4 protein-coding genes are annotated in these 3,859 nt (G+C 73.0%); 3 read left to right on the top strand and 1 reads right to left on the bottom strand.

Features of this window, described 5'->3' with window-relative positions:
* Positions 1-637 (bottom strand): lytic polysaccharide monooxygenase auxiliary activity family 9 protein (locus tag DKT69_RS36160; protein WP_146231313.1); only part of this gene is annotated, 637 nt, incomplete at its 3' end.
* A 129-nt stretch (positions 638-766) separates the two neighbouring features.
* On the opposite strand from DKT69_RS36160, the gene DKT69_RS36155 reads away from it, so the two are divergent.
* The 3 genes from DKT69_RS36155 to DKT69_RS36145 all read left to right on the top strand — a co-directional run bounded on the left by DKT69_RS36155 (position 767) and on the right by DKT69_RS36145 (position 3,791).
* Positions 767-1,258, top strand: a complete 492-nt coding sequence (locus tag DKT69_RS36155; protein WP_109805844.1) for a hypothetical protein — start codon at positions 767-769, stop codon at positions 1,256-1,258.
* A gap of 102 nt (positions 1,259-1,360) precedes the next feature.
* Positions 1,361-2,767, top strand: a complete 1,407-nt coding sequence (locus DKT69_RS36150) for a class II 3-deoxy-7-phosphoheptulonate synthase (protein ID WP_109805843.1) — start codon at positions 1,361-1,363, stop codon at positions 2,765-2,767.
* Positions 2,768-2,771: 4 nt separating this feature from the next.
* Positions 2,772-3,791 carry a threonine aldolase family protein gene (locus DKT69_RS36145; protein WP_109805845.1) on the top strand — a complete coding sequence of 340 codons (1,020 nt, stop codon included), beginning with the start codon at positions 2,772-2,774 and terminating at the stop codon, positions 3,789-3,791.
* Positions 3,792-3,859 lie beyond the last annotated feature (68 nt).

The following is a 3,859-nucleotide window of genomic DNA, read 5'->3' as shown; positions in this document are numbered from 1 at the left end:
GGGTGACCTGGCCGAAGGTGACGTCCGAGCAGGTGTAGAAGGCCTCCGGGCTGTCCGAGCGCTGCCAGATCGAGTAGACCAGGTGCCGCCCGGCGCGCTGCGGCAGCCGCGCGGTCATCCGGTACGCGCCGTCGGTCAGCGCCGGGTCGGTGGCGGTGTGGAACAGCTCCAGGTCGGCCCAGCGCAGCGGGCGGGTGGGGTCGTAGCCGTCGCGGGTGACGTACAGCTCGAAGGTGCCGCGGTGTGGGGCGGTGGCCCGGTAGGCGAAGGTCCAGGTCCCGCCGGAGGGGAGCGCGGTCGCGGGCCAGTCCGCGCGGGTCAGGTCGAAGCCGCGGTACTTGTCCCGGTTGGCGCTGCACAGGCGGCCGTCCGGGATGATCTGCCGGTGCCGCCCGGCCGCGTCGGCGATGTTCACCTCGTTCCAGTCGTAGAGTGCCTGGGTGCCGCCGGCCGCCACGGCCGCCCGGCATGCGGCGGAGTCCGGCGACTCCGGTCCCTCCAGGAAGCAGGCGTACGTCCGGCTGACCGGTGACTGCATGCTGCCGTGCGCGCCGGCCTGGCTGACCAGCGCCAGCGAGGCCAGGATGGGGATGCCGCCCAGTGCGGCGGCGGTCAGGGCCCTGCGTCGTCGAACCATGGGGTCCTCCTCTTTAATAGGAAAGTTAATTAAAAGTTTCGGCCATGGCGGGTGCGACATGCAAGGGTGTCGATGTGACAGGATCGCCGCTCGGCATGTCCCGATGTCCGGGCCGATGGAAGGGGACCGATGGGCCTGACGCACCCGAGGGTGGCGAGCGCCGTCGCTCTGCTCGCGCTCCTGCCGCTCACCCTCGCCGGCTGCGGCTTCGGCGGGGACGACGAGGCCGGGGCCCCGGCGACCGGGACGCAGCGCGCGCCGGCCGAGGAGGCCGCCGCCAAGTCCCGTGAACGGGTGCAGGCGTACCTCGACGCGATGGCGGCCAAGGACGTCGACGCCGGCCGCAGCCAGCTCTGCGCCCCCATGCAGAAGCCCTTCGACGCCGCCGCCACCGGCCCGAACGGCGACTTCGCCGACCACTTCACCGTCCCGCAGGCCACCATCACCGACGTCCGGTCCAGCCCGCACGGGCAGGAGGTCAGCACCGCGGTCACCGTCGCCGTCGGCAGCCGCAAGGCCACCCGGCCGCTGCTGTTCACCGTCACCCGCAGCGGCGCCGACTGGTGCATCTCCGCCGAGGTCCCGGGCGGCAACACCCCCGAGCCGGCCGTCACCCCCTGACCGGTCACCGGCGCCTGACCTGCCGGTGTCGGGCATCTCTCACCTGCCGGAACTGTCCCCCTCGGCGGCGGGCCGCCCCGGCGTTCGCCGTACGCTTCTGTCATGCGCCATGAGTGGCATCAGCTGAGTCACCCCGCGGTGGGCAGCCCGGGCCTGCAGACCAGTCGTCCGACCGTCGACTCCGCCGAGGACGCGGCCCTCGGCCTGGACCGCTGGCGGGAGCTTCCCCGGGCGCAGACCCCGCCCTGGCCGGACGAGGCCAAGGTCGCCGAGGTCTGCAAGGTGCTCGACACCGTGCCGTCGGTCGTCGCGCCCTACGAGGTCGACCAGCTCCGGCAGCGCCTCGCGCTGGTCTGCGAGGGCAAGGCGTTCCTGCTCCAGGGCGGCGACTGCGCCGAGACCTTCGCCGACAACACCGAGAGCCACCTGCTGGCCAACGCCCGCACGCTGCTCCAGATGGCGATCGTGCTGACGTACGGCGCGTCGCTGCCGGTGGTCAAGGTGGCCCGGGTCGCCGGCCAGTACACCAAGCCCCGCTCGCTGCCGACCGACGCCCGCGGCCTGCCGGCCTACCGCGGCGACATGATCAACTCGCTGGAGACCACGCCGGAGGCGCGGGTCGCCGACCCGCAGCGCATGATCCGGGCGTACGCCAACTCGGCCGCCGCGATGAACATGCTCCGGGCGTACCTGGCCGGCGGGCTCGCCGACCTGCACGCCGTGCACGACTGGAACAAGGGCTTCGTCAAGAACTCCCCGGCCGGCGAGCGCTACGAGGCGATCGCCCGGGAGATCGACCGGGCGCTGGCCTTCATCCGGGCCTGCGGGATGACCGACGACGAGGCGCTGCGCACGGTCACCCTCTACTGTTCGCACGAGGCCCTCGCGCTGGAGTACGACCGGGCGCTCACCCGGGTCTCCGGCGAGCGGGCGTACGGCCTCTCCGGGCACTTCCTCTGGATCGGCGAGCGGACCCGGCAGATCGACGGGGCGCACATCGACTTCATCTCCCGGATCGCCAACCCGATCGGCGTGAAGCTCGGCCCGACCACCACCCCGGACGAGGCGATCGAGCTCTGCGAGAAGCTCAACCCGGACAACGTCCCCGGCCGGCTGACCCTGATCAGCCGGATGGGCAACCACCGGGTCCGTGACGCCCTGCCGCCGATCGTCGCCAAGGTCACCGCGGCCGGCGCCAAGGTGGTCTGGCAGTGCGACCCGATGCACGGCAACACCCACGAGTCCTCGAACGGCTACAAGACCCGGCACTTCGACCGGATCGTCGACGAGGTGCTCGGCTACTTCGAGGTGCACCGCGGCCTGGAGACCCACCCGGGCGGCCTGCACGTCGAGCTGACCGGCGAGGACGTCACCGAGTGCCTCGGCGGCGCCCAGGGCATCGAGGACCTCGACCTGCCCGACCGGTACGAAACCGCCTGCGACCCGCGACTGAACACCCAGCAGTCGCTGGAGCTGGCCTTCCTGGTGGCGGAGATGCTGCGTGGCTGACGACCTGATTGATCTGCGTTCCGACACGGTGACCCGGCCCACCGCCGGGATGCGCGAGGCGATGGCGACCGCCGAGGTCGGCGACGACGTCTACGGCGAGGACCCGACCGTCGCCGCGCTGGAGGCCGAGGTCGCGGCGCTATTCGGGCACGAGGCGGCGCTGTTCGCGCCGTCCGGGTCGATGGCCAACCAGATCGCCCTCCAGCTCGTCGTGCCGCCCGGGGACGAGCTGCTCTGCGACGCCGACGCGCACGTCGTCACGTACGAGATCGGGGCGGCGGCCGCGTACGGCGGCATCTCGTCGCGGACCTGGCCGGCGGTCGGCGCGGAGCTCGACCCGGACGTGGTCGCCGGCATGATCCGGCCCGACGGCTACTTCGCCGTCCCCACCCGGGCCATCGCGGTCGAGCAGACCCACAACCGCGGCGGCGGCGGGGTCATCCCACTGGCCACCCTGCGCGAGCTGCGCCGGGTCGCCGACGACAACGGCCTCGCCCTGCACTGCGACGGCGCCCGGATCTGGCACGCGCACGTCGCCGACGGCGTGCCGCTGGCCGAGTACGGCGCGCTCTTCGACACCCTGTCGGTCTGCCTCTCCAAGGGCCTGGGCGCGCCGGTCGGCTCGCTGGTCGTCGGCAGCGCCGAGAAGATCGCCCGGGCCCGGTTCGTCCGCAAGCGGATGGGCGGCGGGATGCGGCAGGTCGGCGTCCTCGCCGCCGCCGGCCGGTACGCCCTGGCCCACCACGTCGACCGGCTCGCCGAGGACCACGCCAAGGCGGCCCGACTCGCCGAGGCGGTCGCCCCGTTCGGCGTGCTCGCCACCGCCGTGCGGACCAACCTCGTCCCGCTGGACCTCACCAAGCACCCGCTCGACGCGAAGGCCCTTGCGGCCGCCGCCCGCGCCGAGGGCGTGCTGATCTCGGTGCTCGGCCCGCGTACCGCCCGCCTGGTCACCCACTTCGACGTGGCCGACGCCGCGGTCGACCGCGCGGCCCAGGTTCTCACCCGCGTCCTGCGCGGCTGACGCCGGCCGCTCCCCGGTGTCGATCAGTCGCTTATACACATCTCCGAGCCCACGAGACGCGTAGTAAA

It is taken from the genome of Micromonospora sicca, assembly GCF_003172935.1.
Taxonomy (GTDB): Bacteria; Actinomycetota; Actinomycetes; order Mycobacteriales; family Micromonosporaceae; genus Micromonospora; species Micromonospora sicca.
The sequence above is the reverse complement of the archived record's forward strand: the minus strand, read 5'-3'. Positions and strand labels throughout refer to the sequence as shown.